This window comes from Bradyrhizobium sp. WSM2793 (assembly GCF_000379585.1).
Lineage (GTDB): Bacteria > Pseudomonadota > Alphaproteobacteria > Rhizobiales > Xanthobacteraceae > Bradyrhizobium.
Map to the genome: position 1 here is coordinate 50,071 of NZ_KB902804.1, position 26,709 is coordinate 76,779.

General features: G+C 64.3%; 29 protein-coding genes and 1 pseudogene. 15 read left to right on the forward strand and 15 right to left on the reverse strand.

The window, feature by feature from the left end; genetic code table 11:
• Positions 1-5: 5 nt before the first annotated feature.
• The 3 genes from A3AS_RS0131785 to A3AS_RS0131795 form a co-directional block, all read right to left on the reverse strand.
• The gene (locus tag A3AS_RS0131785; RefSeq protein WP_018321526.1) at positions 6-809 is read right to left on the reverse strand and encodes a WecB/TagA/CpsF family glycosyltransferase; all 804 of its coding nucleotides are present in this window, start codon (positions 807-809) and stop codon (positions 6-8) included.
• Positions 802-3,171: an exopolysaccharide transport family protein gene (locus A3AS_RS0131790; RefSeq protein ID WP_018321527.1), complete on the reverse strand. Its 2,370-nt coding sequence runs from the start codon at positions 3,169-3,171 to the stop codon at positions 802-804. Before A3AS_RS0131790 ends, A3AS_RS0131785 begins: the two co-directional genes overlap by 8 nt.
• 291 nt (positions 3,172-3,462) lie before the next feature.
• Positions 3,463-4,263, reverse strand: coding sequence for a bifunctional 2-polyprenyl-6-hydroxyphenol methylase/3-demethylubiquinol 3-O-methyltransferase UbiG (locus A3AS_RS0131795; RefSeq protein WP_018321528.1), 801 nt, complete (start codon positions 4,261-4,263; stop codon positions 3,463-3,465).
• A gap of 394 nt (positions 4,264-4,657) precedes the next feature.
• On the opposite strand from A3AS_RS0131795, the gene A3AS_RS0131800 reads away from it, so the two are divergent.
• Positions 4,658-5,686, forward strand: a complete 1,029-nt coding sequence (locus tag A3AS_RS0131800; protein WP_018321529.1) for a glycosyltransferase family 2 protein — start codon at positions 4,658-4,660, stop codon at positions 5,684-5,686.
• Between the two features lie 3 nt (positions 5,687-5,689).
• Here A3AS_RS0131800 and A3AS_RS0131805 read toward each other — a convergent pair whose 3' ends face one another.
• Positions 5,690-6,676 carry a glycosyltransferase gene (locus tag A3AS_RS0131805; RefSeq protein ID WP_018321530.1) on the reverse strand — a complete coding sequence of 329 codons (987 nt, stop codon included), beginning with the start codon at positions 6,674-6,676 and terminating at the stop codon, positions 5,690-5,692.
• Between the two features lie 245 nt (positions 6,677-6,921).
• On the opposite strand from A3AS_RS0131805, the gene A3AS_RS44105 reads away from it, so the two are divergent.
• The 3 genes from A3AS_RS44105 to A3AS_RS48575 all read left to right on the forward strand — a co-directional run bounded on the left by A3AS_RS44105 (position 6,922) and on the right by A3AS_RS48575 (position 10,652).
• Positions 6,922-8,022 (forward strand): glycosyltransferase, encoded by a 1,101-nt coding sequence (locus tag A3AS_RS44105; protein ID WP_018321531.1) that lies wholly within the window; start codon positions 6,922-6,924, stop codon positions 8,020-8,022.
• Between the two features lie 15 nt (positions 8,023-8,037).
• Positions 8,038-9,390 carry an O-antigen ligase gene (locus A3AS_RS0131815; RefSeq protein WP_026202569.1) on the forward strand — a complete coding sequence of 451 codons (1,353 nt, stop codon included), beginning with the start codon at positions 8,038-8,040 and terminating at the stop codon, positions 9,388-9,390.
• 119 nt (positions 9,391-9,509) lie between these two features.
• The gene (locus tag A3AS_RS48575; RefSeq protein ID WP_018321533.1) at positions 9,510-10,652 is read left to right on the forward strand and encodes a GNAT family N-acetyltransferase; all 1,143 of its coding nucleotides are present in this window, start codon (positions 9,510-9,512) and stop codon (positions 10,650-10,652) included.
• A gap of 21 nt (positions 10,653-10,673) precedes the next feature.
• On the opposite strand, the gene A3AS_RS0131825 is transcribed toward A3AS_RS48575, so the two are convergent.
• Positions 10,674-11,213, reverse strand: a complete 540-nt coding sequence (locus tag A3AS_RS0131825) for an alpha/beta hydrolase (protein ID WP_018321534.1) — start codon at positions 11,211-11,213, stop codon at positions 10,674-10,676.
• Positions 11,214-11,335: 122 nt separating this feature from the next.
• On the opposite strand from A3AS_RS0131825, the gene A3AS_RS0131830 reads away from it, so the two are divergent.
• The gene (locus A3AS_RS0131830; protein ID WP_018321535.1) at positions 11,336-11,812 is read left to right on the forward strand and encodes an Lrp/AsnC family transcriptional regulator; all 477 of its coding nucleotides are present in this window, start codon (positions 11,336-11,338) and stop codon (positions 11,810-11,812) included.
• Between the two features lie 60 nt (positions 11,813-11,872).
• On the opposite strand, the gene wrbA is transcribed toward A3AS_RS0131830, so the two are convergent.
• From wrbA to A3AS_RS0131845, 3 genes are all read right to left on the reverse strand, one after another.
• On the reverse strand, positions 11,873-12,472 hold the full coding sequence (gene wrbA / locus A3AS_RS0131835) for an NAD(P)H:quinone oxidoreductase (RefSeq protein ID WP_018321536.1): 600 nt from the start codon (positions 12,470-12,472) through the stop codon (positions 11,873-11,875).
• 84 nt (positions 12,473-12,556) lie between these two features.
• A complete protein-coding gene (locus A3AS_RS0131840; RefSeq protein ID WP_018321537.1) occupies positions 12,557-13,255 on the reverse strand; it encodes a pirin family protein in 699 nt (232 codons plus the stop codon).
• Between the two features lie 36 nt (positions 13,256-13,291).
• Positions 13,292-14,044: an SDR family NAD(P)-dependent oxidoreductase gene (locus tag A3AS_RS0131845; protein WP_018321538.1), complete on the reverse strand. Its 753-nt coding sequence runs from the start codon at positions 14,042-14,044 to the stop codon at positions 13,292-13,294.
• Positions 14,045-14,159: 115 nt separating this feature from the next.
• Here A3AS_RS0131845 and A3AS_RS0131850 point away from each other — a divergent pair, with 115 nt between their 5' ends.
• Together A3AS_RS0131850 and A3AS_RS0131855 are read left to right on the forward strand one after the other, a co-directional pair.
• Complete coding sequence (locus A3AS_RS0131850) at positions 14,160-15,095, forward strand: LysR family transcriptional regulator (protein WP_018321539.1); 936 nt, start codon at positions 14,160-14,162, stop codon at positions 15,093-15,095.
• A gap of 162 nt (positions 15,096-15,257) precedes the next feature.
• Positions 15,258-15,749, forward strand: a pseudogene (locus tag A3AS_RS0131855) (transposase).
• 278 nt (positions 15,750-16,027) lie between these two features.
• Here the strand turns inward: A3AS_RS0131855 and A3AS_RS0131860 are convergent.
• Positions 16,028-16,285, reverse strand: coding sequence for a hypothetical protein (locus tag A3AS_RS0131860; protein WP_018321542.1), 258 nt, complete (start codon positions 16,283-16,285; stop codon positions 16,028-16,030).
• A gap of 148 nt (positions 16,286-16,433) precedes the next feature.
• Here A3AS_RS0131860 and A3AS_RS0131865 point away from each other — a divergent pair, with 148 nt between their 5' ends.
• Positions 16,434-17,420: a tripartite tricarboxylate transporter substrate binding protein gene (locus tag A3AS_RS0131865; RefSeq protein ID WP_018321543.1), complete on the forward strand. Its 987-nt coding sequence runs from the start codon at positions 16,434-16,436 to the stop codon at positions 17,418-17,420.
• A gap of 95 nt (positions 17,421-17,515) precedes the next feature.
• Positions 17,516-17,857 (forward strand): hypothetical protein, encoded by a 342-nt coding sequence (locus A3AS_RS0131870; protein WP_049815046.1) that lies wholly within the window; start codon positions 17,516-17,518, stop codon positions 17,855-17,857.
• A 171-nt stretch (positions 17,858-18,028) separates the two neighbouring features.
• Here A3AS_RS0131870 and A3AS_RS0131880 read toward each other — a convergent pair whose 3' ends face one another.
• The 3 genes from A3AS_RS0131880 to A3AS_RS0131890 are packed head-to-tail and all read right to left on the reverse strand — an operon-like array spanning position 18,029 to position 20,157.
• A complete protein-coding gene (locus A3AS_RS0131880; RefSeq protein ID WP_026202570.1) occupies positions 18,029-18,859 on the reverse strand; it encodes an adenylate/guanylate cyclase domain-containing protein in 831 nt (276 codons plus the stop codon).
• Positions 18,860-18,918: 59 nt separating this feature from the next.
• The gene (locus A3AS_RS0131885) at positions 18,919-19,386 is read right to left on the reverse strand and encodes a YbaK/EbsC family protein (protein WP_018321547.1); all 468 of its coding nucleotides are present in this window, start codon (positions 19,384-19,386) and stop codon (positions 18,919-18,921) included.
• 39 nt (positions 19,387-19,425) lie between these two features.
• Positions 19,426-20,157: a haloacid dehalogenase type II gene (locus A3AS_RS0131890; RefSeq protein ID WP_018321548.1), complete on the reverse strand. Its 732-nt coding sequence runs from the start codon at positions 20,155-20,157 to the stop codon at positions 19,426-19,428.
• 238 nt (positions 20,158-20,395) lie between these two features.
• Here A3AS_RS0131890 and A3AS_RS0131895 point away from each other — a divergent pair, with 238 nt between their 5' ends.
• Complete coding sequence (locus tag A3AS_RS0131895) at positions 20,396-20,827, forward strand: hypothetical protein (RefSeq protein WP_020508776.1); 432 nt, start codon at positions 20,396-20,398, stop codon at positions 20,825-20,827.
• Positions 20,828-21,011: 184 nt separating this feature from the next.
• On the opposite strand, the gene A3AS_RS0131900 is transcribed toward A3AS_RS0131895, so the two are convergent.
• Positions 21,012-21,446, reverse strand: a complete 435-nt coding sequence (locus A3AS_RS0131900) for a helix-turn-helix domain-containing protein (RefSeq protein WP_018321550.1) — start codon at positions 21,444-21,446, stop codon at positions 21,012-21,014.
• Between the two features lie 85 nt (positions 21,447-21,531).
• On the opposite strand from A3AS_RS0131900, the gene A3AS_RS0131905 reads away from it, so the two are divergent.
• Positions 21,532-22,266 (forward strand): SDR family NAD(P)-dependent oxidoreductase, encoded by a 735-nt coding sequence (locus A3AS_RS0131905; RefSeq protein ID WP_026202571.1) that lies wholly within the window; start codon positions 21,532-21,534, stop codon positions 22,264-22,266.
• 75 nt (positions 22,267-22,341) lie between these two features.
• On the opposite strand, the gene A3AS_RS0131910 is transcribed toward A3AS_RS0131905, so the two are convergent.
• Positions 22,342-23,226, reverse strand: a complete 885-nt coding sequence (locus tag A3AS_RS0131910; RefSeq protein WP_018321552.1) for a 4-hydroxyphenyl-beta-ketoacyl-CoA hydrolase — start codon at positions 23,224-23,226, stop codon at positions 22,342-22,344.
• A 287-nt stretch (positions 23,227-23,513) separates the two neighbouring features.
• Between A3AS_RS0131910 and ykgO the strand changes: the two genes are divergently transcribed.
• From ykgO to A3AS_RS0131925, 3 genes are all read left to right on the forward strand, one after another.
• Positions 23,514-23,639, forward strand: coding sequence for a type B 50S ribosomal protein L36 (ykgO, locus tag A3AS_RS0131915; protein ID WP_006611362.1), 126 nt, complete (start codon positions 23,514-23,516; stop codon positions 23,637-23,639).
• A 107-nt stretch (positions 23,640-23,746) separates the two neighbouring features.
• Positions 23,747-24,379: a tetratricopeptide repeat protein gene (locus tag A3AS_RS0131920; RefSeq protein WP_026202572.1), complete on the forward strand. Its 633-nt coding sequence runs from the start codon at positions 23,747-23,749 to the stop codon at positions 24,377-24,379.
• A 140-nt stretch (positions 24,380-24,519) separates the two neighbouring features.
• Entirely contained in the window at positions 24,520-24,780 is a 261-nt protein-coding gene (locus A3AS_RS0131925; RefSeq protein WP_026202573.1) for a hypothetical protein, read from the forward strand.
• Between the two features lie 7 nt (positions 24,781-24,787).
• On the opposite strand, the gene A3AS_RS0131930 is transcribed toward A3AS_RS0131925, so the two are convergent.
• A complete protein-coding gene (locus A3AS_RS0131930; RefSeq protein WP_018321554.1) occupies positions 24,788-24,970 on the reverse strand; it encodes a hypothetical protein in 183 nt (60 codons plus the stop codon).
• Positions 24,971-25,313: 343 nt separating this feature from the next.
• Here A3AS_RS0131930 and A3AS_RS0131935 point away from each other — a divergent pair, with 343 nt between their 5' ends.
• Entirely contained in the window at positions 25,314-26,270 is a 957-nt protein-coding gene (locus A3AS_RS0131935; RefSeq protein WP_020508778.1) for an alpha/beta fold hydrolase, read from the forward strand.
• The last annotated feature ends 439 nt before the right edge of the window (positions 26,271-26,709 follow it).

Genomic DNA, 26,709 nt, shown 5'->3' on the forward strand with positions numbered 1-26,709 from the left:
TTCTCTTAGCGGAGGGGCCGGTTGCGGCTGAAGAGAAGATAGAGCGCGCGGGGGTTGGTGGTCAAATAGCGCCAGAACAGGCGGCGCGGCTCGAGCAAGGTGCGCCAGGCCCATTCGAGTCCGATCTTCTGCATCCATTGCGGCGCGCGGGAACGGCTGCCCGACAAAAAGTTGAACAGGCCGCCTGATGTCTTGATAACGCCAACATTGGTCAGGTACGGCGTGAATTCCTCGACGAATGCCTGCTCGTTGGGCACGCCGAGCGCGACCCACAGATAGTCCGGCGCAAGCGCGTTGATCTCCTCGATTTTGGCGCGCAGCGCCTCGCCTCGCAGATAGCCGTGGCTGCGTCCGATGATCTTGAGGTTCGGATACATCTTCTGGACGTTCTCGACCGCCACAACGTTTTCGGCCTCGCTGGCGCCGAACATGTAGAAAGTGCGGCCGACCGCTTCCGCCTTGCGCGCGACGACGTGGAACAGGTCCGTGGTCGCGACGCGCTCGGGCAGGGGAAACCAGGATTGCAGCTTTGATGCCGCCACCAGCGGCTGGCCGTCGGCGTTGATCAGGTCGGCGGCGCGGAACAGGCGCTCGGTCTGCGGTTCCGTCGAGCAGCGCGCCAGCACCTCGCCGTTGGCCGAGGTCAGGAACAACGGACGGCCGATGCGATTGTCGGGATCGGTCGCTTCGATCATGAAATCGGCGGTCGCTTCCAGATCGATCGCGGCCATGCGGAGCCCGCCGACGGTGATTCGCGGCACGTCGGCCGTTGCTGCCCGTCCGTCGAGGTTGACGCGACGCTCAAGCATATTGTCTGCCTCGCTGGCGCGTTTGGATTGCAGGGGTGAGCTCGTCCAGCACGACGCCGACGAGCTTGCGCTCGGCGCGGCCCAGCGCGGTCAGGATCTCTTCCAGGCTGTCGTTGATGTCGAGGCTGGTCGGCAGCACCGCCACCAGCGCGTCGGTGTCGTCCAGCAGCTTTCGGCCGCCGGCAAGAAGCGGCATCACGGGGCCGTCGAGGATCACGAGGTCATAGCCGCCCGCGGCGCGCGCCTGCGCAATCGCCTTGCGGATCGCATCGGTAGCCTTGCCGGCGTCGCCCTCGCCGGCCGGCAGCACCGAAATGCCGTTGACCGTCCTGATCTCGCGTGCGGCCTTGCTGCCGATCGAGAGCCAGCCGAGCCTGCTCGGTTCGTTCCTGCCGGGGCGGCTGACCTTGTTCGAGAGTGCGTGGGCCTGATGGTCGGCATCGATCATCAGCACGCGGGCGCCGTCGCGCGCAGCCGCAAGCGCGAAATTCAGCGCGATCACGCTGCGTCCGGTGGTCTCGCCGGCGCCGACGAGCGCGATGACCGGCATCGCCTTGTCGCCGGCGCGCCGGGCCACGGCAGTGCGCATATCGCGCCAGGCGTTGAGCAGCTTCGTCAGCGGAAAGCCGGGCCGCAATGTCGGCCAGCCCAGCCGGGTGAGGTCGACGCCGCCGCCAGTGGCGAGAATGGCTCCGAGCGTGTGGATGACGTCGGCCTCCTGGAGACGGGCGATCAGCGGCTTTTCGATCTGGGGCTTTTCGACCATCGCAGGCTGCAGCGATGGCGCGGCAAGTTCTGGCAGCGCCTGCGCCACTTCCTGAGGTCGCGAGACCTGAGGAGGTTGCGGAGCTGCCGGAGCCGGCAATACCTCGGGAGCGCGCGTTCTCTCCGGTGCCGGCTTGCCCGCACGGCGGACTGGCGCGGGCGCCGGCGCGCCGACGAGCAGGAGTTCGACCGCGGCGAACCAGCTTGACGCCGCGAGCGCGCCGAAGATGAAGCCGATCATGGCGAACAGGCTCATGGCGGGCGGGAACGAGCGCCGCTGCGGCACCGTCGCTTCGCCGATGACGCGGGCCGCCGAAGTGTTCAGCGTCTCCTGCTCCTCGGTCTCGCGCGAGCGCTTGAGGAAGGATTGATAGACGTCGCGGCTGGCATCGGCCTCGCGCTCGAGCTCGCGCAGACGGACGGCGGCCTGGCTGAGCTGCACGCTCTGCCGCTTCTGCGCTTCCGTGGCCCGGTTGAGCGAGGCCTCATAGTCGCGGGCGCGCGTCAGATCGTTCTTGGCCGACTGGGCGAAGCGATCGATCTCCTCGCTGATGGTGCGCTTGAGATCCTCGACCTGCTTCTCGGTCTGGCGCAGTGCCGGATGGCGCGGCCCGAGCTCGCCGGCCTGCTCAGCATATTTCTTGCGCGCATCGGCATATTGCGCGCGCAGGTTCGCAATCGTCGGCGATTGCAGCGCCTCCGGGATCGCGCCGGCATCGGCCGCGGTACGGCGGCTCGCCTCGATCTGGTCGAGCCGCGCCTGGGCATCCATCGTCGCCGCGCGGGCCGCGGAAAGCCGCTGGTTGCTGGCGGAAAGCTGCTGATCGCTGATCAGCGCATCCTGGGTGCCGACGAAATTGTTCTGGGCCTTGTAGGTGGCGAGCGCGGTCTCGGCGTTGCGCAGCCGCTCGCGCAGCTCCTTGAGGCGGCCGGAGAGGTCGTTGGTGGCGCGCCGTGCGGCCGAAGCCTGCGAGTTGCGGGACTCGGCGAGATAGGCATTGGTCAGCGTGTTGGCGAGCATCGCCGCCTTCGCCGGATCCGTCGACCAGACCTCGATGTCGACGATGAAGCTCTTTTCGGTCTTGCGGATCGTGATGTGCCTGTTCAGCGCCTCGAGTGCCGCAAGCTGCACCTCCTTGTTGTCCGCAGCGGAGGGAGCGCGGGGCTGCAGACCGATCAGGCCGAGCAGCGACGACATCAGGCTCTGGCCGTCGCTGCCGCCGCCGAATTCCGGGTCCTTGTCGAGACCCGCCTGCTGGATCACCTTGAGCAGTACGCTGTTGGAGGTGATCAGCCGCGCCTGGCTCTCCACCACCATGGCCATGCCGGAGACGTCCTGCGCGCGCGGTGTGAGTTCGCGGTCGACGAGCTGAAGCTCGCGCGGATCGACATAGAGCTGGGCGGTGGCGGTGTAGCGGGGTGTCAGGCTCTTGCCCACGGTGACGGCAAGCGTTGCACCGAGCAGGGCAGCCGCGGCAATCGCGATCTTGCGTCGCCAGAGCAAATTGGCGAGCTCCAGCACGTTGAAGCCGGCCTGGGGCCTCTGTTGCGGCGACTCCGGTCTGGCCCGATCTATCGGCTGGTTATAGTCAAGCATGATCCCCAGCTTTCATTCCAAATGCCGCAGGCTGAGGGGCTACTCTTCGCTCTACGCCATGCACCCGGGATATAGGTGCCCAATCAACGCAACAGGGAAAATTAACCATACTCATTGAGGGACTATTCACCGAAATGGCAAACAAAGCGTTTAAGCGCATGCCACTCCGCAGTGCGTCCTCGTGACGCCAGCGATGCCGGGGCTCCCTGGAGATTAACGGTTCGTTACCGCGCGCGGCATGGCTGCGAAGCTCCGCTTGTTCCGCAATGGGCCGCGCGCGCGCCATGATGGTCAGCTCTTCCGCAGGATGACGTGATAGTCGCCGCGACGGACGTCGGTCCCGCGCGAAAGCATGGTATTCAGCACGGCGGCGCCGGCGTCCACGAGCGCCGCGAACAGCGGCTTGCTCCGGCGCATCTCGGGATAGCGCGGACTCTCGACCTCGCGGCGGTAGATCATCTCAAGGCCGTTGGCGGCCGCGAAGGCTTCGAGCCGGGGCAGCGTCACCAGCGGATGGAAGAAGGTCGGGAACGGTGGCTCACCGGGCATGCCGGCATCCTTGATGCCGCGGATGTGCCGGTAGAACCAGACGTGAAACCAGTGCGGCGAATATTTGGTGACGACGCCGGAGAGCGAGCGGGGATTGGGCGCGCCGATCAGGATCATGCCGCCGCGCTTGAGCGCATCGCGGAAATTCAGGAGCGCGGCGTCGACGTGGGGCAGATGCTCGATCACGTTGTAGCAGATCACGAGATCGAAGGTCTCGCGCTCGAAGCGGTAGGTCTGCACGTCGCCGAGGATAGCCTCATCCGCGTAGGTGTTGTTGCGGACCTGGTCCTCGTCGATGTCGACGACGGTGACCTTGCTGCGTCCAGGCAATTCCGGCGGCAGGACGCTGCACGAGCCGCCGCCGGCTTCATAGATGGCGAGCTGGCCTTGCGGCAGTTCACGGCGCAGCACGTCGTGAACGGCGAGCAGGCTGTCGCGCGCTTCGCCCGGGACGAGATCGTGAAGTGCCTGGACGGGGGCCGCGGTCGCGGGGATCCGGATCGCCGTGGCTGTCGCAAAATCGATCGTGGCTGGCTTGTTCATATTTTCTGACCGCGCTTGTTCTATTCAAATTTACAGGAAAAATATCGCGAGCCCGAAGAGCAAATCTGATGCCGCGCCGTCTCACCGGTCGCAGTGCTTACGGTCGGGTTAATGCGCATGCGCATTAACTACGGCATTGTTCATGTTGGGTCTTGATCGACGCGTGGACCGCGAATTGCAGTACCGCGTGCGCATGATTTCGCGGGAGAAACAGGCGAAAGCGGTTAAACGCATGATGTTGTCTTGGGACGGCCGGGAGACTGGCGTGAGGCGCGGGCACGCGCCATCAACTGGCCGTTCGTTTTGGGACGCATCTGTCCCGCGACGATGTGCCGTCGCGGGACGTACGAATGAAGCAGGGCTTTTTCAATATATCTCGGACATCTAGAACGTCATGACATTGATCCCGACAGACCTGTCTGCCACGCGTATCGCGGATGCCGTGCGCGATCCCAACCGGGAGATCGCGGCGAGCTCCCGCGTCATCGACCTGTCGGTCGGTATCGTCGTCTGCATCCCCTGCTTCCGCCGTCCGCAGCATCTGCGGCTGACGCTGGAGTCGCTGGCGAACCAGCGGACCCCGCGTTCCTTTGCCGTCGTCATGGTCGAGAACGATGCCGCGCAGCGCGAGAGCGCGCCGGTTGCCGCGGAGTTTCTGGCCGCCGGCAGGCTGCAGGGTGTCTGCCTCGTCGAGAAGCGGCAGGGCAATTGCCAGGCCATCAATGCTGCGTTCGAGACGGCGCAGGCGCTGTTTCCAGCCGCGACCCGCTTCCTGATGATCGACGACGACGAGATCGCGTCAAGCGACTGGCTCGAATTGATGGTCCGCACCGCGGAGGCGACCGGCGCCGACGTGGTCGGCGGGCCGGTGCTGCCTGTGTTCGATGACGACAGCAAGCCGTGGCTGTCGCGTCATCCCGCTTTCCGTCCCGCCTACGACTATTCCGGCGCGGTGCCGCTAATCTATGGCTGCGGCAATTGTCTGATCACGCGCGCGGCCTTCGAGCGGTTCGACCGTCCCGCCTTCGACCTGCGCTTCAATTTCCTCGGCGGCGGCGATTGCGATTTCTTCGTGCGGTGCCGTGATGCCGGCATGATCTTCCACTGGACGGCGGAGGCCGTCATCACCGAGACCGTGCCGCAAAGCCGCACCAGCCTTGGCTGGATCGCCAAGCGCGGCCTGCGCATCGGCGCGATCAATTATCGCGTGCAGTACAAGGCCGCGCAGAGCGCGACGGCGCGGGCGCGGGTGTTCATACAGATGCTCGGACGGTTGCCGCTCTCGCTAATTCGGTCCGCAGGTCTGTTGACGTCGTCGAAGGCCGTCGTCGCGATCCATCCCGTGATGGTCGCGCTCGGCTCGATGCTCGCCGCGTTCGGGATCGAGCCGAAGCCCTATGAGGCCTCGAAGATCGTGTCGTGACGATTAGATGCCGAAGCGGGCGAGGGCAGTCCTGGCCGCGGCGCGCGGCAACGCCTTGAGCGAGCGGCGGCCGACCATTCCAAGATAGCCAAAAGCCTGGCGATATCGGCCGAAACGAACCGCCTGCATCGCCGAGTAGGTGATGAGATGAAGTTCGGCGGCGAGGCGCAATCCGGCCGCCGTGCCCTCGGGCAGGCGTGCCAGGATCAGCCCGTCGTCGAATACCCGCGCGATGGCAGGGAAGAAATCCTTTGGCGTCCGGACCGCGGCGTTCATGGTGTTGGCGGTGTGCAAGCGATAATCGAGCAGCAGTTTTGGCGCGAATTCGAACTCGCCGATCGCCGCCAGACGGCACCAGCAATGCCAGTCCTCGCAATATCTCAAGGACGTATCAAAGCCGCCGATGGCCCGCAAAGCTTCCGCGCGCGCGAGCGCGATGCCGCCATTGACGATGAAATTGCCGGCGGCGAGCCGCGTCAGCACGTCGCCGGACGGCTTCCGGCGCCCCTTCAGCAGGCCGCGCCGGCCGATCTGATGTCCTTCGCTGTCGATCGTGTTGTAATCGCCATAGACGAGCACCGCCCGCGGAGCCGCGCGTGCTGCCTCCAGCAGCGCCGCCACTGCGCCGGCGCGAAGGCGGTCGTCGGCATCGAGGAACAGCAGCCAGTCGCCGCGGGCATATCGTGCACCGAGATTGCGCGCTGCCGACACGCCGGCGGAATCATTCGTGATCAGGCGCAGCCGCGGATCGCGAATGCCGCGGACGATGGCGGCGGTGTTGTCGGTCGAGCCGTCGTCCACGACGATCACTTCGCCCACGTCGCCCTGCGCCAGTGCGCTGGCGAGGGTTTCGCCGACATAGGCCGCAACGTTCTTGGCGGGAATGACGACGGACACCGTCGAGCTCGAGGGCAGCGGTTGGCGTGCCGCCGGAACGACGCGTCTGGTTGCCGGCAAATCGAGAACGTCTTCGGCGGTGATCTGAGCCACGGCTCGCCTTTAAGAGTCTGTTAACCAGGGCGCATCTGCTGAATGGATGATGCGATCGATCGCAACATGGGCATGCCCGCGAATGATACTCGCATTACAGCCGGATCGTTGTCGGGAAGCCGTGCGCGGCGCTGGTTTCGTCAATTAGCGTTAAGCCGCTGGCATTAAGCCTGTGGCAAATTTGGGAGAGTGCGACCGCCGGTCCCATGCGAGAATGCGCATCCGGTTGCCGCGGATGGAATCCAGTGCCCGCAAAGACATTCGAACACGACCCAGATGCGATGATCCTCAACCTCTTCTATGAGGACAAGGACGATCGCTGGTTTCCCGGCGACCGGCATCTGCGGCGGATGGCGCGCCGGTTGCTGCTCGGCGAGCCGCGCATGAGCGGCCAGCTTCGCGTGTTCCTCAATCTCTGTGCGGGGCTCGACCGGCTTGGTATCCGCTACCGCGTCAACGATTACGGCTACATCGCGCGGCATCCCGAAGAGCTCGCCTGCATCGTCGGCCGCACCTTCCTGCTCGACAAGTTCGCGTGGAAGAATCCGATCCTGCTCGGCGTTGCCGCGCACAATCATCCGCTCGACGACCCCGATTTGTTCAAGCGCCTGCCGGTGAAGAAGGTCGTGGTGCCCGGCCCCTGGTACGTCGACATGTACCGGCCGTACTGGCCCGAGACGGAGGCCTGGCCGGTCGGTATCGATACCGATCTCTGGGCGCCGTCGCCGTCGTCGCAGAAGGCCGTCGATGTGCTGATCTACGACAAGGTCCACTGGGATCGCGAGCGCTATGCGCCGGAGCTGATCGAACCGGTCCGCGCCCGCCTGCGAAAAGAGGGACGCTCGTTCACCGAGCTCCGTTACGGCAGCTACAAGGAAGAAGATTATCAGGCGGCGCTGGCGGCCTCGCGCGCGATGATCTTCCTGTGCCAGAACGAGAGCCAGGGCATCGCCTATCAGCAGGCCTTGTCTTGCGGCGTGCCGGTATTCGCCTGGGATCCGGGCGGCCCGTGGCGAGACCCCGATTACTATCCGCACCGCGTGCAGTTCGCGCCGGTGTCGTCGGTGCCGTATTGGGATGAGCGCTGCGGGGCCAAGTTCGTCGACGTCGCCGGGTTCGAGGCGGGGTGGGACAATTTCTGGGAAGGATATGCCGCAGGCGCGTTCGACCCCCGCGGCTATATTCTGGACAGCCTTACGCTGGAGCAACGGGCGCTGCAATATTACGAGATCGCGCGGAACATCGTGCGGCAGCCGGCGGCGCAGACTTCCGAAAGGCCTGGTGACGGACGCTCAATGGGCTTGAGCCAGGACCTCGAGCTTCACCGGCGTCACCAAGTGTCTTGAGCCGTGGACCGCAGCATGGACCGCAGCGCCGCCGACATGACTGACCTCGAGGCCCGACCGTTGGGCCGCGCCTTCCGCGACGGCCTGGCGCAGCTGAATGCCGTGCAGGCGGCGCGCTGCCTCGTCGCCGTCGCCTCGCTGCTGCTGGTGCTGGTGACGCTCGATCCGTTCCCGGACCTGCGGAATCCCGACGTCACCACCGTCGTCGGCGGACGAATGGCGCTGGCCTATGTATCCTGGGGACTGCTCGCTGCGGTCGCGGCGCTGCTCGTCGCGACCACGGATGCGCCCGCGCTGAAGGCTCTGGTGACGCCGCTTCATCTCTGCCTCGTGGGCTGGCTGGTGATCAACATCGTCCTCTCCGAAAGCCGCGGCGTTTCGATCCAGCGCTTCGTGCTCGCCGCCAACGTGACGTCGCTCGCAGTCCTGCTGCCATTGCTGCCGCCGACGCAGCGCAGCTTCAACCTGTGCCTGGGTGCTGCCGCGCTGGTGCTGCTCGCGCTCTGCTATCTCGGCGTCTTCCTCGCGCCGCACTATTCGATCCACACCGGGCTTGATATTGGCGAGCCGCAGCTTGCCGGCGACTGGCGCGGCAGTTTTGGCCATAAGAACATCGCCTCGCCCGTGATGACCATCCTGGTCTATGTCGGCATCTACCTGACCGCCGTCGGCTCGTTCGTGATGGGACCGGCGATCGCCGCGCTGGCCGGCATCTTCCTGATCTTCACCGGCGGCAAGACGTCGTCGGTGCTGTGCCTTGCGATCTACGCGCTCGCGTCGCTGGTCTACGTGACGCCGAGTCTGTGGCTGAAGCGGATCATCTGCTTCGTGCCGCTGATCGTGATGAACCTTTTGACAGTCGGCAGTGTCTTGAGCCCGGCGCTCGGCGGCATGACGCGGCTGCTTCCCCTTGATCCGACCTTCACGGGCCGTTCCGCGATTTGGGAGTTCGCGCTGGCGGCCGTCGCCGAGAAGCCGGTCATCGGTCACGGCTATGCCGCCTTCTGGGATGATGTCACGGCGCGGCAGACCGCCCAGGGCGCCGAATGGGCGACGTCGGCGGCGCACAGCCACAACAGCTATCTCGACCTCGCGGTCACCGTCGGCCTGCCGGGGCTGCTGCTCGTGATCCTCGTGTTCGTGCTCGCCCCCCTCCGTAATTTCCAGTCAGCCCAGACACACAACCGCAGTGGCGCACTGGCAAAGCTGTTCCTGACCGTATGGCTGTTCGGCCTGTACTACGGCGCGACCGAGACCTTCCTGCTCGAACGGCAGAATCCGATCTGGTTCATGTTCGCGCTCGCGGTGGCCGGCCTGCATTTCCTCGCCAGGTTCCAATGCGTCGAGCAGATGGAACCGGAGCGCTGACAGCTTGTCGCAGTCGGGGCGACGGTGGCATCGGCTTAACGATTGAGCGGCTAGGTCTCTTGTGATGCGCGACAAAACATAATCTATCTCGAAACATTCAGTAATCGTATGCCCCGCAGATGACGTTCCTCAGCGTCGAGCAACCAGATGGTCTTGTGTCCAGCACGTCGAACATCGCTGTCGATTTCCTGCGTGACTGGCGGCAGGCCGCGTCGCGTCTGAGCGCCGGGCATCGCACCGCATTCCAGCATGGTTACTGGCTCGATGCATGGTATGAGGCGTTTCACGATTTTGCGCCGCTGATCGCGATCATCTCGGATGCCGCCACCGGCAAGGACATCGCGATGGTGCCGATGATCAGCCACATCAGGCGCGGCATCCGCATCGTCGAATTCGCCGATCTCGGCGTCTCCGACAACAACGCGCCGATCCTGGCGAGCGATGCCGCGTTGGACGCGGCGGCGATGGATGCGATCAGCTTGGCACTGGTCGAGGCATTGCGCGCCTTGCCGGACCGCTTCGACCTGCTCCGCCTGAAGAAGATGCCGGCCCAGGTCGGTGGCAAGCCGAATCCGCTGGTGGCGTTCGGGCGGATCGGATCCTCATCGCTGAACGGCAATGTCGTGCTGATGGGCGACGACTATGAGAACTATCAAGCGTCGATCAAGCGCATGCAGATGCCGCGCTGCTGGCGCGTCTTCAGCCGTCACCAAGGCGCGCGGTTCGAGATCGCCGCGGACGTTGCGCGCGCGCATGAGCTGCTGGACGTCATGGATGTGCAGCAGCAGGCGCGCATGCGAAAGCTCGGCTCGCGGTTCGTCCTCAATGACGACGCCCATGCGCAGTTCTACCGCGAGGTTGCCCGCCAGGGCGTCGCGGAAGGCTATGCCGTCGTTGCGGCACTGGTCTGCGATGAAGCTGTCATCGGCACGTCATTCGGCATCAGGCAAGGCGCGACTTATTACCTGCTGCGCATCAGCCACGGCGGCGACTCATGGTCGAGCTGCTCGCCGGGGCTGCTCGTCGCCGAGCGCACCATGGCCGCGATGCATGCGGCGGGCGTGCGCCGTTTCGACCTCAGCATCGGCAATCAGGACTACAAGCGGCGCTTCGGCGCCGAGCGGGTGCCGCTGACCGACGTCAGCGTCGCGCTGACCTGGCGCGGCGCTCCTTTCGCATGGCGCGACCACGCCGCGCAGGGCCTGCGCCGCTATCCCGCGGCCGCCGCCCTCGCGGCGCGGGCGATACGCAAGATGCGCTGACACAGGCTGTCTGCTCGCCCGTCATCTCGGAAGGCCCGCGCAGAAGGCATCCAGCAACGCGCGACCCTGCGGCCAGTCGCCGAGCCCGCTCGACCCATTGATGTGGCCGAGTGCGCCCGGCACGATCAGGCCGGACTGCCAGGCGCGTGCGCGTCGCTGTGTCACCTCGAGGCTGCCATAGGGATCGTTCGTGCTGGCGATGATGAGCGAAGGGAAGCGCAGCCCGCGGTCGGGGACCGGCTTGAACGCGGCGGCCTCGGCGGGAAAGCTGGTGCCGTCAGGATCGGGGACCGCGACCAGAAACGCGCCGGCGATCGCGGATGGGAAGCGGGCGGCCCAGTGCGCCACCAGCAGGCAGGCGAGGCTGTGGGCCACCAGCACCGGCGGCTTCGCGCAGCGCCTGACCGCTCGCTCCAGCGATTGCTCCCAGTCGTCGAGCTCGGGCTGGTCCCAGCTCGTCGGCTGAAATCGTCCGAAGCACGCATCACTGCGCTCCCAGAGGGTCTGCCAATGGGTTTCGCCGGAGCCGCCGAGGCCGGGCAAGGTGATGATGTCGTGCATGATCGTCCCGTGATATCTGAGATGGGGGCGCAGTGTGGCCGGTCAGGGTGCTGCGGGACATGGCAAGTCATCGGCGGAGTCGATCATCTGCCGATGATCTCAAGGCGGAATGGAGAATTTTCTTGGATCGTTTCGGAAGCATCGACGCCAAGGATCTGAAGATCCTGGAGGCGCTGCAGGCCAATGCGCGCGTGCCGTTGTCCGAGCTTGGCCGTTCCGTCGGCCTGTCCCAGCCGGCTGTCTCCGAGCGCGTCAAGCGGCTGGAGGAAGCCGGCATCATCGAAGGCTACGGTGCCCGGATCAACCCGCGTGCGCTCGGGCTTGGCCTGATGGCGCTGGTGCGCCTGCGCACGTCGCATGAGCACATCAAGACCTGCCTGAAGAGATTCAGCGAGATTCCATACATCATCGAGGTCCATCGCGTGACCGGCGATGACTGCTTCGTGTTGAAGGTGCTGGTTCCAGCGCCGGAAGACCTGGAGACGATCGTGGATCGCATTGCCGGTTTCGGCACTGTGACGACCTCGCTGGTGCTGCGGAGCGAACCGGCGCGGCCGATCGGCCGTGAGCTCGTCAGGAAGAAGACCGAGCGGAGCTGAGGCGGCATTCCCGAAAGAGAATGCCGCCCGTCGCATCAGCCGTGTGGCTAGCCATGGAGCTTAGCCATGGAGCTTCTTGGCGGTCTCCGCGATCTGGCGGCCCTGATAGCGCGCGCCGGCGAGCTCGTTGGCGCTGGGCTGGCGGCTGCCGTCGCCGCCCGTGATCGTGGTGGCGCCGTAGGGTGCGCCGCCCGTGACTTCGTCGAGCTTCATCTGGCCGGCGAAGCCGTAGTTCATGCCGACCACGACCATGCCGAAATGCAAGAGGTTGGTGATGATCGAGAACAGCGTCGTCTCCTGGCCGCCATGCTGGGTCGCAGTCGATGTGAAGGCGCCGCCGACCTTGCCGTGCAGCGCGCCCTTGGCCCAGAGCCCGCCCGCCTGGTCGAGGAAGTTCGCCATCTGCGAGGCCATGCGGCCGAAGCGGGTGCCGGTGCCGACGATGATTGCGTCGTAGCTGGCGAGATCCTCAATCTTGGCGATGGGGGCGGCCTGATCGACCTTGTAATAGGAGGCTTTGGCGACCTCGGCCGGCACCAGCTCCGGTACGCGCTTGACGTCGACGGTGGCGCCGGCCTCGCGCGCGCCCTCGGCGACGGCGTTGGCCATCGCCTCGATATGGCCATAGGCGGAATAATAGAGGACGAGAACTTTGGTCATGGTGGTCTCCGTTGGGGGATGAGTTTGAATGGTTGTTTGAGGCGTGGATGGCCGGGACAAGCCCGGCCATGACGGAGAGCGTCGTCAGGCCGCGTCGACGAGCACGAGCTCGGTGTCCTCGAGCGCGGTGATCTTCAGCCGGTCCTCGTCGCGGATCGCGGCGCCGTCGCGGGCGTTGACGCGCACGCCGTTGATCTCGACTGAACCTGCCGCAGGCACCAGATAGAGATGCCGCGCCTTCTCTGGTGCGTACTCCGCGCTCTCGCCGGCCTTGAGCGTGGTGGCGAGCACCCGCGCATCGGCGCGGATCGGCAGCGCATCCGCATCGTCATCGAACCCGCTCGCGATGGTGACGAGCTTGCCGGAGCGATCCGACTTCGGAAACGGCTTCGAACCCCAGGTCGGCTGTCCGCCGCGCGTCGTCGGCTCGATCCAGATCTGGAAGATTCGCGTCTGGGTCGGCTCCAGATTGTACTCGGAGTGGCGGATGCCGCTGCCGGCACTCATCACCTGCACGTCGCCCGCTTCGGTGCGGCCCTCGTTGCCGAGGCTGTCCTGATGGGTGATCGCGCCCTCGCGCACATAGGTGATGATCTCCATGTTGGCGTGGGGATGGGCGGGAAAGCCGGTGTTGGGCGCGATCTCGTCGTCGTTCCACACCCGCAATGCGCCGTGACCCATGTTGTTCGGGTCGTAATGGCCAGCGAAGGAGAAGTGATGCTTGGCCTTGAGCCAGCCGTGATCGGCGCCGCCGAGCTTGTTGAAAGGTCTGAGTTCGATCATCTGCGTAATTCCTTGTGTGGGTGGTTGGCGCCTCGATCAGGCGCCGAACCCGCCGTCGACGTTGAGCACCGTGCCAGTGACGAAGGAGGCGTCCGGGCTTGCGAGGAAGACGATGCCGGCGGCGACTTCCTCGGGACGGCCGAAGCGCTGCAGCGCGTGCTGCTTGCGCTGGGTCTCGGCGAACTCGCCGCCATCCTTCGGATTCATGTCGGTGTCGATCGATCCGGGCTGCACCACGTTCACGGTGATGCCGCGCGGTCCGAGGTCGCGTGCCGCGCCCTTGGTGTAGCCGACGACTGCCGCCTTGGTGGCGACGTAGTCGGCAAGGCCCGGGAACGAGGCGCGGTCGGCCAGCATGGAGCCGACGGTGACGATGCGGCCGCCTTCACCCATCAGCTGCGAGGCGGCGCGGATTGCCGCGATGACGCCGTGCACGTTGACCTGATCCTGGCGGGTGAGGGCATCCGTGTCGGCATTGGCGTCGTCGATGGCACCGCCCGCGGCAACGCCGGCATTGTTGACGAGGATGTCGAGATGGCCGAATTCCCTGGCGACGTCGTTGACCAGTTGCGTGACGTCCTGCGCGGAAGCCTGGTCCGCCCTGAAAGCGCGGGCCCTGACGCCCTTGGCCTTCAACTCGGTGACGACGGCTTCCGCCTTTTCCGGCGAGGCCACGTAGCTGATGGCGACATCCGCGCCTTCGTCTGCGAGAGCGCGGGCAGAAGCCGCGCCGATGCCGCGCGAGCCGCCGGTGACGAGGGCAACCTTGCCTGAGAGCTTCTTGGTCATTGGATTTCTCCAGTCCTGAATGTCTGATGACCCTTGGATAAGCCTCCGTCTGTGGTATAGAAATAGAAACTGTTGAAACGCATTGTTTCCATAAATATCCAGATGGATAGCCGCCATGGCAAAACTTCCCGATTTCGAGGCGCTCGCGATCTTTGCGAAAGTTGTGGAGTTACGGTCGTTTGCGGGGGCCGCGAGCGAGCTCGTTATGTCCAAGGCCACGGTGTCCAAGGCGGTCACGCGCCTGGAGGAGCGGCTCGGCGCCCGGCTGTTCAACCGCACCTCGCGCCGGCTTGCGCTGACCGACGCCGGGCACAAGCTCGCCGAGCGCGCGACGCGCCTGTTGGCCGACGGTGAAGCGGCGGAGAACGAGGCGCTGGCGCAATCGGTGGCGCCGCGGGGCCTGGTGCGGCTCGCCGTGCCCATGACGTTCGGCATCAAGGCGGTGGCGCCGCTGCTGCCGGAGTTTTTCGAGGCCTATCCGGAAGTCTCGGTCGATCTGCATTTGAGCGATGCGACCGTCGACCTGATCGGCGAGGGTTTTGACATGGCGGTGCGGATCGCGCGGCTGCCGGACTCCTCGCTGCTCGCGCGGCGGCTCTTCACCATGCCGCGCTTCACCGTGGCCGCGCCGTCCTATCTGAAGAAGCACGGCCGGCCGACGCATCCGATGCACCTGGCCGAGCACAAGTGCTTCAGCTACGCCTATATGTCGACGCCCAACATCTGGCACTACACCAATTCCGTCGGCGAGCAGGCCAGCGTGCGCCCGGGTGGACAGCTCCGCGTCAACAACGGCGAAGCCGTGATGCCGGCGCTGATTGCGGGCCTCGGCATCGCCGAGCTGCCCGAATTCATCGTTGGCGAAGCGATCTCATCGGGCGCCGTCGAAGTGATCCTGAAGGACTGGAAGCAGGCCGAAGGCGCCGTACACCTGGTAACGCCCCCCGGCGGCCCCCGTCCCGCCCGCGTCGAAGCGCTCGGCGATTTCCTCGCGGCCAAGCTGCCGGGCACATGCAAGCGGCGGGCGAAGAAAGGTGCGAGGGCGGGATAGACTTTGGTGGGCACGGCGCGCGCAGCGCGCCTTTGCCCACCCTACGAGATCTCGCTAGTCTATCGTTCGCGCAAGCTATCGTAGGGTGGGCAAAGCGAAGCGTGCCCACGGCTTCGCCTGAGGGGATCGCAAGTGTCTCGATATCGGCGGGCACAAGGCAGCATGTTCTTCTTCACCGTCGTGCTCGCCGACCGCTCGAGCACGCTGCTCGTGGACCAAGTTGATCGCCTCAGGCGAATTTACCGAACAGTTCAGCAGCGCCGCCCGTTCGAGACGATCGCCATTTGTATCCTGCCCGACCATCTCCATGCTGTTTGGTTGCTTCCGGAGGCCGATGCTGATTTTTCGTCGCGGTGGAATCTGATCAAGGGTGGATTTTCGAGAGGCTTGGAGGGCGGGCCGCCTTCAATGAGCAAATTGAAGAAGCGCGAGAAAGGCATCTGGCAGCGGCGTTTCTAGGAGCACACAATTCGCGACGACGCAGATCTGGAGCGACACGTTGATTACATCCATTTCAATCCCGTGAAACACGGGCTCGTCACGCGCGTGCGCGACTGGTCCCTCAGCAGCTTTCATCGTTACGTGGAGCAGGGCGACCTCCCCGTGGATTGGGGCGGGGACATGCGCGACATCGCGGGTCATTTCGGAGAGTGATCGTGGGCACGGCGCGCGAAGAGCGCGCCTTTGCCCGCCCTACGGCAGCTCGCCAATCTATCGTTTGTGCAAACTATCGTAGGGTGGGCAAAGCGAAGCGTGCCCACGTCTTTGCCTGAAGAGATCACAGGTGTCTCGATATCGGCGCGCGCAGGGAGGCCTTTGGATTGGGGCGGGGACATGCGCGACATCGCGGGTCATTTCGGAGAGTGATCGTGGGCACGGCGCGCGAAGAGCGCGCCTTTGCCCACCCTACGGCAGCCGTCTTTCGGGCCGGACTACGCCACCTTCACGCCGTCGATTGCGACGATGCGCAGGCTTGGCTTCAGCGTTTCTTCCAGCTGCGACTTCAATTCGTGAACGCGAGGGTCGCTCGAACGCTTCGCACAAACCGCATATTGATGGACCGATTGCGCCAGCGCGCGGCGCGCTTCCGGCGTACGCGTCACTTCGGGCCTTGCAAGCCTCAGAACGATCGCGGCGAGATTTACCAGCATCTCGTCCAGCGCGACATCGATGGTTCCAATGTTAGGCATCACGCACTCCCTCAAGAGGGCAACAGCGGCTCCAGGCATGCGTTCCGGGCTCGGCCGAACATGGCTAACGCTTCGTAAACGTCTTGTTCTTGCCGATCGCGGCGCTAGGCTGGGTGCGAAACAAGAAAATTCGGGGGAGGGACCTGCCATGGATCGACGCGACGTCCTGCGCGCCGCTGCTGCACTGCCGTTGCTGCGCGCTGCGTTACCCGGACCGGCCTCTGCGCAAACCTACCCCGCCCGCAACATCACCATGATCGTGCCGTTTCCGGCCGGCGGACAGGCCGATCTTGCGGCGCGGCCGGTGGCGATGGCGCTGGAGCGGATCCTCGGCAAGGCCGTCATCGTCGACAACCGCGCCGGAGGCGGCGGCGGCTCGGTCGGCAATGCCGCGGCGGCACGCGCCGAGCCCGACGGCTACACGCTGCTGATGACGTTGTCCTCGCTCGCGGTGCTGCCCGAGGCCGACCGGCTGTTCGACCGTCCCGCCGCCTACGAGGTCTCGCAGTTCATGCCGATCGCGCGCGTGCTCGCCGATCCCACGCTGCTGGCGGTGCCGGCGTCCGCGCCGTGGAAGACGGCGCAGGATTTCGTCGAGGATGCCAGGAAGCGCCCGGGTCAGATCACTTACGGCTCGTCAGGGCCTTACGGCACGCTGCATGTGGCGATGGAGATGTTCGCGAGCAGCGCCGGCATCAAGCTGCTGCACGTGCCGTTCCGCGGCGCAGGTCCCGCGCTCACCGCGATCCTCGGTGGCACCGTGCAGGCGATCGCGGCCGCACCGGGGACGCTGAAGCCGCAGGTCGACGACGGCAAGCTCCGCGTGCTCGGCAATTGCGGCGCCCAGCGCATCGCGAGCTTTCCCGATGTGCCGACCTTCCAGGAGCTCGGCTACAAGGACGTCGAGATGTACATCTGGGCCGGGCTGTTCGCGCAGAGCTCTCTTCCCGCGCCGATCGCGATCCGCCTGCGCGAGGCGATGGCACAGGTGATGACGAGTCCCGACGTGCTCAAGGCCTTCGAAACCTCGGGCAGCCTCGTCGCCTATCAGGACGCACCGGCCTTCGCCCAATTCGTCGCGACCGACAGCAAGCGGCTGATCGCGGCGGTGAAGAAGATCGGCAAGGTGGAGTAGGTTCCAGCGCCATTTTCACATTTTGTTGTTGGTCCAGAACCGGGTCCTGCCTCATTGATTGATGAAAATCGATGGGAATCGAGAAGGATCGGGACATGCGAACAGAGCGGATTGCGCTGGGTGTGGCGCTCGCGGTCGGCGGCATCGTCGCGCAGGGAGCTGCATTCGCCCAGGAATATCGCGGCACCATGGAACAGCAGATGGCGTGTACGCCGGACGTCTGGCGTCTCTGCAGCGACCAGATTCCGGACGTGAGCCGGATCACCGCCTGCCTGCAGCAGAACACGCCGCAGCTGTCGAGCGGCTGCCGCGCCGTGTTCCAGTCCAACAACCAAATGCCGCCGCAGCAGGTCCCACGCAATCGCGCCGCACCGCCGCGCTATAACAATGCGCCGCTGCCACCTCCGCAGCGTCCCTATGACGATTACGACGATTAGGCTTTGAAGAGCGCATGATCGGGAAAATTGCGCAGCGCTAAAGCATGATCCGGAAAAGTGCGAAGCGGTTTTCCGGAAAAGATCATGCGCAAACAACAACCTAAAGCGCGATGACGATTCATCCAGATCTCATCGCGCTTTAGGCGCGGCGATGCGGTCGTGCAGCCTCGTTCAGCGCTCGGTCTTGCTGTCCGATTCAGGTCGTTGTCCCAGCACCATCCGCAGGACGACACCGAAGAGAATGGCCGCGACCGGCCAATGGAACCAGATCTTGTTGCCCGTGAAAAGATTGATCAGGATCAGGAAGGCCGACACCGTGAGGGCCGCTGCCAGCGGGCGGGGCAGCCTTGCGAGCCAATCCGAGACGATATTCGTCGCCGAAGACAGCTCGCGCCTGTCTCCGATCCGCGGAGCACGCGCTCTTTCTGAGGGAGCTGCGCTTTCCTCGATCGGGAAGCTCCCTTGTGCAGCAGCTCGGCCGCCCAGGGTCAGCCGATAGCTGGTCAAGGGAGCAATGTTCTTCAGGGGACGCTGGCCGAGGCAGTCGAAGCCGACGGACAGTTTGTTGTGCACCTGGTCGTAGACCGAGCTCGAGATCACGACGCCGCCGGGCTCGGCGAGCTCTTGCAGCCGTGATGCGATATTGACCCCGTCGCCATAGATGTCAGAGCCGTCCACCATGACGTCGCCGAGGTTGATGCCGATGCGAAACTGCATCGGGCTCGCCTGCGGCGCGTCCGCAACCTGACTGGAGATCTCCTGCTGAATCTCGACCGCGCATTGCACGGCCTCGACGACGCTGGCGAACTCGGCGATCACGGCATCGCCCCAGGTATTCACGATGCGGCCGTCACGGCGCTCGACCAATCGCGCGATGGCGGTGCGGTAGCGGCGGAGCGTCTCCAGCGTTCCGGTCTCGTCTGCTTCCATGAGACGAGAATAGCCGTACACGTCAGCGCACAGCACGGTGGTCAGTCGTCGTTTCACCTTGTCGTCGGTCATCGGCGCCATGCTAGCCTCCCTGATCGGCAAATGCATCAGGGATCGTACCCGGTGCCGCCTTAAGGCCTGACCTCGCAGACATCGACCCATTCGGCGGCAGTCAGCTCGGCCATGCGATCGGGGGTGATGCGCACCGCGCTGTGGGTCGAGCCCGCGGCCGGGACCACGACGTCGAATGCCTTCAGCGACACATCGCAATAGATCGGGAGCGGCGACTTCAGGCCGAACGGGCAGACGCCGCCGACCTCGTGGCCTGTGATGTCGGCGACCTCCTCCAGCCCCAGCATCTTCGGCTTGCCGCCAAACTGCGCCTTGACCTTCTTGTTGTCCATGCGCGAGGTGCCGGCGGCGACGATCAGGATCACGCGCTCGCCGACGCGCAAGCTCAGCGTCTTGGCGATCATTCCGGGCTCGACGCCATAGGCTTCGGCGGCCAGCGGCACCGTGGCCGAGCTGATCGGAGATTCGATGACGGAGATGTCGGGAGCTTTCTCGGCGAAAAAGGCGCGAACGGATTCCAGGCTCATTCCGGGCAGCTCATTTCAGACTTGTGGGGGCGGCGATACCTAGGCAATCCCTGGCAGCTCGGAGAGCGCCCGGACACGATGATCCGGCGCAAAGCCGAGCTCGTCCATCTGGGTGCGGATCGCCTTGAACATGGTCAGCGGTGCCACGAGTTCGTTCTCGACGCAAGCCAGCGCCATCGCCTCCGGCGTCACCCGCTCGATCCAGGCGACGTTCAGCCCGAACGCCTTCGCGCCCGCGACGTCCCAGGGGTTGGAGGACACGAACAGAGTCTCGCTCGGTGCGGTGCCAAGCACTTCCCCGATCAGCATGTAGGCCTCCGGGCTCGGCTTGAAGATCTTCTTCGCATCGACGCTGATGGTGGCATCGAGCAGACGGTCGAGCTTGGTGTTGCGCACCAGTGCATTCAGCATGTCCGGGCTGCCGTTGGAGAGGATGGCAAGCTTTCGCGGCTTGAGCGCTGCAAGCGCGCTTGTCGCATCCGGATAGAGATCGAGATGCAGATATTTCTCGATCACCCGCTCGAAGGTCTCGCTCTCATAGGCCAGCCCGAGCACGCGCAGCGTATAGGCCAGCGAGTCGCGGGTGACCGCGGCAAAGTCCTGGTAGCGCCGCATCAGCGAGCGCAGCCAGGTGTATTCGAGCTGCTTGATGCGCCAGACCTGCGTGATGATCTCGCCGTATCCGGGAAACGCATCCTCGGTGATGTCAGCGACCGACTGGATGTCGTAGAGCGTCCCGTAGGCGTCGAAGACGACGGCTTTGATGGGCATCGGGGTGTCTTTCCGGGCCGTTGTGGGCACAAGAGCTCCGATTGGGGCGTGCCTATAATTCGTCAGCTTACCAGAGCAAAGCGGAAGTCTGCCACTGCAGGTGTGATCGGCAGCTCGTGATCCATAGCGGACATCCTGCTTCGCTGATAATATCCCTGATCGCTGGAAGCGGGGAAAAGCTCGACTGATGCTTTGTAGCGCTTTCGCGGCCATCCGCATTCTCTAGGATTTCAAGACGGTGAGTGATGTTATTCGCGAGATAATTGTCAGGCTTAGGTCGAAGCATGCCAACGAAATGAGTTCGCCGCTTCCATCCGCCGAGCGCCAATTTGAACCTATCAAGAGCCTGTATAGCCAAGCCGAATTTGTAGGCTGGACCGTAGAAGGTGGTCTGTCAGCCACCGAATTGCTGAACGAACTTGGGTTTGCAATAGCCGTAGGGTTCTACAGAAATGAACTCGATTTTGATTTCTGTGATCGAGTGGCAAACGACCTTTTTGCGACAATGAATTCGTTAGACCCTGGCGGAACAGATCTTCTGATGAGTATCTTCCTCGCCTTCGATAGTGGCGAGTACTACCATGATGAGGACCACAGCATTCATCCGGTGGATAGGTTTACACGGCCAAGGATCGCCGAAATTGTCGAAGAGCGCACGCCGAAGGTCTGACGAGGCGAGTACCGACGATATGACCGTATTCACTGGCCGCCAAGGCCCTCGCCGAGCGCTATGCATCCGCCTCCAAACAAACATTGTCTTTGTCCGCTTGTGGGTCCAAGTCGGACGCAAGTCGAGTTGCGGCTACGCACTGCTATCAGGGGCGGAGCCGATCTCGGACGACGAATAGCGCGAGCTAGGCACTCGACTGACGCCCCGGCCGCGTCCATGTCGCTCGCTCCGCAAACACCCGGCTGACCTCCGCCATGTGCTCGGTGCCCCACGTGCAGAGCGGGACGAGAGCCTGGGCGAGGCTGCGGCCCAAAGGCGTGAGGCTGTAGTCCACCCGTGGCGGCACCTCCTTGTAGTCGGTCCGCTTCACCAGGCCATCGGCCTCCAGCTCCTTCAGCTGCTGAATCAGCACCTTGTCGCTGACGTCGCGTATGGCGCGGCGGAGCTCGCCGTAGCGGGTCGGTCCGTCCTGGGCGACGAAGTAGAGGATCAGCGGCTTCCACTTGCCCGAGATGACCCGCAGGGTCGCATCGAGACCGCAGGTGAAGCCGGGCAAAGTCTGTGTGCAGCGCTGGACCGGTGTGGGCGCCTGTGCAGGCGGTAAAGTCGTGTCTGACATCTTTTAGGCACTTACCAAAAGGTGCATACTTGTCGATAGGTGGGTACGCCGCCAGCTCAGTGCAACCTCAGTGAAGGAGCACATCATGAGCAGACTACAAGGCAAGACGGCAGTGGTGACCGGCGGCGGCACCGGCATCGGATTTGGCGCGGCGAAACGGTTCATCGACGAAGGCGCGTTCGTCTACATTTTCGGGCGGCGGCAGGAGCAGCTCGACGCCGCCGTGGCGAAGCTCGGATCTCAGGCGCGCGCCGTCGGGGGCTCGGTGACGAATCTCGCCGACCTCGATCGCCTCTATGCGACGGTGAAGGCCGAACGGGGCGGGCTCGACGTTCTGTTCGCCAATGCCGGCACCGGTTTGTTCGCGCCGCTCGGCGAGATCACGGTCGAGCATTACGATCATATCTTCGACGTCAATGTGAAGGGGCTGGTTTTCACCGTGCAAAAGGCGCTGCCGCTTATGACGAAGGGCGCGTCGATCATCCTGACCGGATCGAGCACGGGGGTGATGGGGACGCCGCAATTCAGCATCTACAGCGCAACCAAGGCCGCGATCCGCAATCTGGCGCGGAGCTGGGCGCAGGACCTGCGCGGCACCGGCATCCGCGTCAACGTGCTGTCACCCGGACCGACCAAGACCGAGCTGGCGCTGGAGATCGTCGGCGAGGAAACATTCGATGCACTCGGCAACTCGACGCCCATCGGTCGCGTCGGTGACCCCAGCGAGACTGGCGCCGTGGCCGCGTTCCTGGCGTCCTCGGACAGCAGCTACATGACCGGGGGCGAGGTCTTCGTCGACGGCGGCCTGGCGCAGGTCTGAGCCTTTCAAGGAAGAGGGCTTCGATCACAGGGATCGAAGCCCTCGATGCGCTGCGCAGATCGTTGAGCGTCTGATTCAGATCCCCAGCAGCTTGCGCGCGTTCGCCTTCAGCACCTTCGGCCGGATCTCGTCGCGGATCTCGATCTTGGCGAAGTCCGACAGCCAGCGGTCCGGTGTGATCACCGGCCAGTCCGAGCCGAACAGCATCTTGTCCTGCAGGATCGAGTTGATGTAGCGGACCAGGATCGGCGGGAAGTATTTTGGCGACCAGCCGGAGAGGTCGATATAGACGTTCGGCTTGTGGGTCGCGACCGACAGCGCCTCTTCCTGCCAGGGGAAGGAGGGGTGGGCGAGGATGATCTTGAGGTCGGGGAAATCGGCCGCGACGTCGTCCATGTACATCGGGTTGGAATATTTTAGCCGCATGCCCATGCCGCCGGGCATGCCCGAGCCGACGCCGGTCTGGCCGGTGTGGAAAAGCGCGACCGCGCCGCCATTGTTGATCTCTTCATAGAGCGGATAGGCCATGCGGTCGTTGGCGTAGAAGCCCTGCATGGTCGGGTGGAATTTGAAGCCGCGCACCCCGTATTCCTCGATCAGCTTGCGCGCCTCGCGCGCGCCGAGTTTGCCCTTATGCGGGTCGATCGAGACGAAGGGGATGAGGACGTCGAGATGGTCGGAGGCGGCCTCGATCATCTCGTAATTGTTGTAGCGGCGGAAGCCGGTCTCGCGCTCGGCGTCGACCGGGAAGATCACCGCGGCGATGTTCTTGGAGCGGTAGTAGGCCGCGGTCTCCGGCACCGTCGGCGGATGCTTGTTCGGCGACTTGAAATACTCCGCCATCTGCGCCTGGAAATCGTCATAGCCGTCGTCGGGATGGCAGCCGCAGGGCTCCTCGGCGTGGGTGTGGATGTCGATGGCGACGACATCGTCGATATTGGGCAGCTTCAGCTTCGGCATGGGTTTCCTCCCGACGGGTTGCCGAATTGATTATATCATATAACGAATTTGGCAAGACGTCGTCGAAAGGTCTGATTCCCCCAGCGATAAATCGGGCCGATCCGGCCATTTCTACTGTGCATGGGGTTGTTTTCACGAATTTGCCGGTTCGGAACGGGGCAGTTAACATTGACATCACCTCCCGCCATGCCTTAAGAACCGCCCCGTCCCGGGCGGTCGTCCGCCGGCGGGAAAAATCTCATTTTGCCAGTGCCGAACACGGCCTTTCGAACGTTCAGGATTCCGCCATGAAGGTCCGTAACTCGCTGAAATCGCTGCGCGGTCGCCATCGCGCCAACCGCCTGGTCCGCCGCAAGGGCCGGGTCTATGTGATCAACAAGGTGCAGCGCCGCTTCAAGGCTCGTCAGGGCTGATATTGCCCTGCCGGACGCCCGCGCGCGCCCCGCAAGACCACGGTCTCACACGAGTTTGACGCCGCCTTTGCTTTGCAAGGGCGGCTTTGCGCGTTTAGACTTCGACCATGGCAGTGAGATTCCTCTTCGCGCGCACCCTGTGTCTGGCCCTTGTGCTGGGAACCTCCGGCCTTGCCCCGGCCCTGGCACAGCAGATTGAGCCGCCCGGCAAGCAGAAGAAGCTCCCCGAGGCGCCGGCCAAGCTGCCCAAGGTCGATCGCAACAAGAATCTCGAATTCCTGTTCGGCGCGCTGAAGGCGGCGCCCGACGAGGCCAGCGCCAAGCATGTCGAGGCGCGGATCTGGGCGATCTGGCTGCAGACCCCGAGCGACACCGCGGCGCTGTTGATGGCCCGCGCCAAGACCGCGGTCGACGCCAAGAAGATCGAGGTCGCGATCAAGCTCTTGGATTCGGTCATCAAGCTCCGGCCCGACTACATCGAGGCCTGGAACCGGCGCGCCACGCTCTATTACATGCAGAACGACTATGGCCGTTCGCTCGCGGATATCCAGCAGGTGCTGATCCGGGAGCCGCGCCATTTCGGCGCGCTCGCTGGCCTCGGCATGATCATGCAGGAGGTCGGCGACGAGAAGCGCGCGCTCGAGGCCTATCGCAAGGCGCTCGCCGTCAATCCGCATCTCGAAAAGATTCCCGACCAGGTCAAGGCGTTGACCGAGAAGGTCGAGGGACGGGATATCTAGCGCACGATCCGGACGCGGATAGTTTGATCATCTTCCGAGTGATGGCCGCCTGCGCCGATTAACCACGATCGGAAGCGCGGCATCGTGAGCACTATTGCCGGCGCCGCCGCAGGCCTACCTGCATGGCAGGAGCAAAAGCCATGAAGCGTTTGATCTTTGCGGGTAGCTTGCTGCTCGCGTCGGGGACGGTGAGCTTCGCCGATGGACTTTTCTGGGTGGTCGGCAACCGCGCCACCGGAAAATGCAACATCGTGACCAGCAACCCGGTCATCATCGGCGATATCTGGTTCGGCGACGGTCCCTACAAATCGAGGGCCGATGCCAAGCTTGCCCGTTCGACGATCCGTGCCTGTCCCGTGCCTACGCCGGACGAGGAAAAAGCCGAGGACGGCACGAACTAGCCTGCATCTAGTGCAGGGCGTTGCCGCCGCGCTCGACCAGGCCGCGATCGGCGGCTGCGGCGTAAGCCTTTGCAAGCTCCGATTCCAGGTGCTCGTTGATCAGCAGCAGCGCCCGCACGGCACCGCGCAGATCGCCGTTGCAGCTCGCCACGATCTCGTCGATCGCAGCGTCGTTCGATCTGAAGCTCATCGAAAATCCTCCGGTTCAAATCAGGACAAATCCTGCCGGTCTTTCCCGCATCCCCTGAGGTTGCCCCGGGGCCTGCGAGGAGGATCGGCGCCCACCCGCGCCTAGATGGCGGAACCGACCATGGCGATTATATGGAGGCCGCGATGACGGCCCCATGAAGCTGTTCCGAGGCTTGCGTGTCCTCCTGGAATATTGTTGATTCTATTGAGTTTTCACGTTCTTCAATTATGCACATATCCACAGCCCCGGCAGTTTCGGCGCAAGCGCGGAAGGCTGGCGGAGCGAAACTGCCGCCCATAATGCCCGTAACTGCCCTGTGCCCAGGATCACCCGGATTCTCTCCATGATCGTGATGTCAGTCGTGACGGCGCTGGTTCTGCTGGCGCTGGTCACGCAGGCTGGAATCGTCGCCGTGCAGCGCGCCTTTCCGCCGCAGGGCGGGATGGTCGAGGTTGATGGCGCGACGCTTCACGTCGTCGATATCGGTCCGCGCGAAGCAGGCCTGCCCATCGTGATGCTGCACGGCGCCAGCTCCAATCTCGAAGCGATGCGGCGCCCGCTCGGGGACCTGCTCGCCAAAGATCATCGCGTCATCCTGGTCGACCGTCCCGGCCATGGCTGGAGCACGCGCGCGCGGCGCGAGGATTCGACGCCGCAGGTCCAGGCGCGGATGATCGATGAGGCGCTTGGCAAGCTCGGCATCGATCGCGCGGTCTTCGTCGTGCATTCCTGGAGCGGCGCGCTCGGCGCGCGGATCGCGCTCGATCATCCCGGCCGCGTCGCCGGCCTGGTCATGCTCGCCCCCGTCACCCATCCCTGGCGCGGCGGTGTCGGCCGTTACAACGAGATCATCGCAACGCCGGTGATCGGTCCGCTGCTCGCCTACACGATCACCCTGCCGCTCGGCTACTTTCTGGCCGAGCCCGGCGCGCGTAACGTGTTCCTGCCGCAGATGATGCCGGATGGATTCGTGCAGGACTCCGCGACGCCGCTGCTGCTGCGCCCGCGCGAGTTCATCGCCAATGCCTATGATCTGGTGACGCTGAAGGAGGCGGTGACTGCGCAAGCCGCGCGCTATGGCGAGATATCTGCGCCGGTCACGATCATTGCCGGCGAGCCCGACAAGACGGTGAAGACCAACATCCACGCGCGCCCATTCGCAGCCATGGTGCCGCATGCGAAGCTGATCGTGCTACCCGAGCTCGGCCACATGGTGCAGAACGCCGTGCCGGAGCTTGTGAAGGCGGAAATCGAGACGATGATCGGGAAAATCGCCCCGGCGCAGGCGGCGGCTGATTAAGCTTTTTCGCGCGAAGTGGCTGCACCCGTAGAGCTCTCGTAGGGTGGGCTAAGGCGCATTTGCGCCGTGGCCACGAGCTCTCGACGGGGGCGAAAGACGTGGGCACGCTTCGCTTTGCCCACCCTACGGCACCGTGCCTGTGTCGCCCGCTGTCAATCCGCTTCGCCAAAAATATTCCACTTTACCGAAATTCGGTTTCGACGTATGTGTCGTCCATCCCGGCTCACCCAAGAGGGGCGACTATGTGGTCGTCACTGTCGCGAGCCGGGCTTGCGGTGGACGCGGCAGCGTCGGCACGAGAGGTGCGGGCAGGGCGGGTAGTCCCTGTGAGCCCGAGGCTTCGTGCGGATGAGCGGCGCTGTTCAGTTCGTCTCGCCACATTCTTCCGGCAACGTCGACAAGGCCGGGAGATAATGTGGTGACCAGCGAACGCGCGTAT

Excerpts from the sequence above, each read along its gene's own strand:
- A3AS_RS0131785 (WP_018321526.1), bottom strand. The coding sequence starts at position 809 with ATGCTTGAGCGTCGCGTCAACCTCGACGGACGGGCAGCAACGGCCGAC.
- A3AS_RS0131790 (WP_018321527.1), bottom strand. The coding sequence starts at position 3,171 with ATGCTTGACTATAACCAGCCGATAGATCGGGCCAGACCGGAGTCGCCG.
- A3AS_RS0131795 (WP_018321528.1), bottom strand. The coding sequence starts at position 4,263 with ATGAACAAGCCAGCCACGATCGATTTTGCGACAGCCACGGCGATCCGG.
- A3AS_RS0131800 (WP_018321529.1), top strand. The coding sequence starts at position 4,658 with ATGACATTGATCCCGACAGACCTGTCTGCCACGCGTATCGCGGATGCC.
- A3AS_RS0131815 (WP_026202569.1), top strand. The coding sequence starts at position 8,038 with ATGGACCGCAGCGCCGCCGACATGACTGACCTCGAGGCCCGACCGTTG.
- A3AS_RS48575 (WP_018321533.1), top strand. The coding sequence starts at position 9,510 with ATGACGTTCCTCAGCGTCGAGCAACCAGATGGTCTTGTGTCCAGCACG.
- A3AS_RS0131825 (WP_018321534.1), bottom strand. The coding sequence starts at position 11,213 with ATGCACGACATCATCACCTTGCCCGGCCTCGGCGGCTCCGGCGAAACC.
- wrbA (WP_018321536.1), bottom strand. The coding sequence starts at position 12,472 with ATGACCAAAGTTCTCGTCCTCTATTATTCCGCCTATGGCCATATCGAG.
- A3AS_RS0131840 (WP_018321537.1), bottom strand. The coding sequence starts at position 13,255 with ATGATCGAACTCAGACCTTTCAACAAGCTCGGCGGCGCCGATCACGGC.
- A3AS_RS0131845 (WP_018321538.1), bottom strand. The coding sequence starts at position 14,044 with ATGACCAAGAAGCTCTCAGGCAAGGTTGCCCTCGTCACCGGCGGCTCG.
- A3AS_RS0131850 (WP_018321539.1), top strand. The coding sequence starts at position 14,160 with ATGGCAAAACTTCCCGATTTCGAGGCGCTCGCGATCTTTGCGAAAGTT.
- A3AS_RS0131860 (WP_018321542.1), bottom strand. The coding sequence starts at position 16,285 with ATGCCTAACATTGGAACCATCGATGTCGCGCTGGACGAGATGCTGGTA.
- A3AS_RS0131865 (WP_018321543.1), top strand. The coding sequence starts at position 16,434 with ATGGATCGACGCGACGTCCTGCGCGCCGCTGCTGCACTGCCGTTGCTG.
- A3AS_RS0131870 (WP_049815046.1), top strand. The coding sequence starts at position 17,516 with ATGCGAACAGAGCGGATTGCGCTGGGTGTGGCGCTCGCGGTCGGCGGC.
- A3AS_RS0131880 (WP_026202570.1), bottom strand. The coding sequence starts at position 18,859 with ATGACCGACGACAAGGTGAAACGACGACTGACCACCGTGCTGTGCGCT.
- A3AS_RS0131885 (WP_018321547.1), bottom strand. The coding sequence starts at position 19,386 with ATGAGCCTGGAATCCGTTCGCGCCTTTTTCGCCGAGAAAGCTCCCGAC.
- A3AS_RS0131890 (WP_018321548.1), bottom strand. The coding sequence starts at position 20,157 with ATGCCCATCAAAGCCGTCGTCTTCGACGCCTACGGGACGCTCTACGAC.
- A3AS_RS0131900 (WP_018321550.1), bottom strand. The coding sequence starts at position 21,446 with ATGTCAGACACGACTTTACCGCCTGCACAGGCGCCCACACCGGTCCAG.
- A3AS_RS0131905 (WP_026202571.1), top strand. The coding sequence starts at position 21,532 with ATGAGCAGACTACAAGGCAAGACGGCAGTGGTGACCGGCGGCGGCACC.
- A3AS_RS0131910 (WP_018321552.1), bottom strand. The coding sequence starts at position 23,226 with ATGCCGAAGCTGAAGCTGCCCAATATCGACGATGTCGTCGCCATCGAC.
- ykgO (WP_006611362.1), top strand. The coding sequence starts at position 23,514 with ATGAAGGTCCGTAACTCGCTGAAATCGCTGCGCGGTCGCCATCGCGCC.
- A3AS_RS0131920 (WP_026202572.1), top strand. The coding sequence starts at position 23,747 with ATGGCAGTGAGATTCCTCTTCGCGCGCACCCTGTGTCTGGCCCTTGTG.
- A3AS_RS0131925 (WP_026202573.1), top strand. The coding sequence starts at position 24,520 with ATGAAGCGTTTGATCTTTGCGGGTAGCTTGCTGCTCGCGTCGGGGACG.
- A3AS_RS0131930 (WP_018321554.1), bottom strand. The coding sequence starts at position 24,970 with ATGAGCTTCAGATCGAACGACGCTGCGATCGACGAGATCGTGGCGAGC.
- A3AS_RS0131935 (WP_020508778.1), top strand. The coding sequence starts at position 25,314 with ATGATCGTGATGTCAGTCGTGACGGCGCTGGTTCTGCTGGCGCTGGTC.